The organism is Microbacterium sp. CFSPD4_SD4 (assembly GCF_057364585.1).
This window is the reverse complement of sequence record NZ_JBNFOC010000027.1, coordinates 1-512: the sequence shown is the minus strand read 5'-3', so window position 1 is coordinate 512 and position 512 is coordinate 1. Positions and strand designations below refer to the sequence as shown.

1 protein-coding gene is annotated in these 512 nt (G+C 42.6%); it reads right to left on the bottom strand.

The genetic code is table 11. The annotated features are described in order from the left end of the window. Nucleotides 1-217 (bottom strand): DUF2790 domain-containing protein (locus tag AC2W7E_RS16240; protein ID WP_485989529.1); only part of this gene is annotated, 217 nt, incomplete at its 3' end. Nucleotides 218-512 lie beyond the last annotated feature (295 nt).

Here is a 512-nt window from a genome sequence, read left to right as displayed (position 1 = left end):
GGGTTTTTCCAGACGAATCTATGTATTTCATTATGCGGTCTACCGGTTTGCAGACAGGGGTATATTCGGTTGATATAGATAAAACCTTCACAATATCAAGCTTTGCTCCGTATTTATAAGTTATGGGGAGGCTTTCACCGAGCGCATTGCAGGACAAGAGCAACCCGAGACTGGCGAAAACAATCTTTACTGGCGGGCCGAGTTTCTTGCTGTTCATAATCTCGATACCGAATAGTTGAATACTGCTTGGGTGTCGACAAGAACAGGTAAGACGCCAACTATATTTTCGGAGTAATCGACACGGGGATACTCGCCTTCCTAAAGTACTGCTAACGGTCAGGAGTAATCAGCCAATCTAGTCTCCGATCAATGCCAACTTAGCTTGATCGCAAAAAACCTGAAAACTGAATTTGACCTGCCAGTATTAGACTTTAATCAGAAACTGACAGATCAAATCTGCGACCACTACAATTATCGACATCAAACCTGCATATTTATCAAAACAGCTATCA